The 1,081-nt window shown below is 44.0% G+C and carries 1 pseudogene; it reads left to right on the top strand.

The features are described from left to right. Nucleotides 1-1,081, top strand: a pseudogene (locus tag ADM33_RS10345) (cell surface protein); the annotation flags it as partial.

The raw sequence follows: 1,081 nt of genomic DNA, 5'->3' as shown, positions 1-1,081 counted from the left end.
AGCACCAGCTGAATCAACAGATGTTCAAGGTGCCACTCAAACAGGTAAGCCGGTATTTACTGAAGGTAATAGCCGTGTGCCAATGAACGATGATGTTCCAGCAACATTTGATGATGGCTCAACTACCAAGTCAGTTGATGGCGTTGGTACCTACACAGTAGCAGGAGACGGTACTGTTACATTTGTTCCAGAACCAAGTTTTACAGGAACAGCGCCAGCGGTTACAGTCGTTCGTGAAGATATGAACGGAACCAAAGCTTCAGCGACTTACACACCATCAGTAACACCAATTACAGTGACTCCTACAGACAAGGTTTCTGCGGATATTCAAAACGTTTCTCAAACCCAAACACCAACCTTTGATTTGAGTAATGATAAGACTGCTGAAATCACAAGCAAGAAATTGGTGGATCCAGCAACTGGTCAACCAACTGATGAAACAACAGTGACAGTAGCAGGTGAAGGAACATATACAATCGATCCAACGACTGGAGCGGTAACCTTTACTCCTGAAAAAGATTTTGTAGGCACTGCACAAGGAGTAACTGTTCAAGCAACTGCTACAATTACAAATGCCAACGGTAAGACTGCAACAATTACATCTGCTGCAACCTACACACCAACAGTTGTAGCGGCTGTTCCAACAGCTCAACCAGCTACATCTAAAGATATCCAAGGTGCCACTCAAACAGGCACACCAACCTTCGCAGGAACAACTGTTCAAGTGAATGGTGAAGATAAAGCTATTACGATCAAAGATAATAGCTACACGCTTTTGGATAATGATGGCAATGAAGTGACAAGTACACCAGCTTATGCTGCTAATGGTACAACGCCAATCGGTACATTCACTATCGATCCAGCAACTGGTACTGTAACATTCACACCAACTGATAAATCATACACAGGTGCTGTAACACCAGCCAAGGTTCAAGCTGAAAGCTCAAACGGTATCAAGGTGGATACAACTTACACACCAGAAATTGTTCCGGTAACCCCAACAGCTACTCCAGCTGAATCAACAGATATCCAAGGTGCCACTCAAACAGGTAAACCTGTATTCACTGAAGGTGACAGCCGT

Origin of the sequence: Streptococcus oralis (assembly GCF_001075875.1) — a bacterium.
Taxonomy (GTDB): Bacteria; Bacillota; Bacilli; order Lactobacillales; family Streptococcaceae; genus Streptococcus; species Streptococcus oralis_I.
This window is presented reverse-complemented; position numbering and strand designations above follow the sequence as displayed.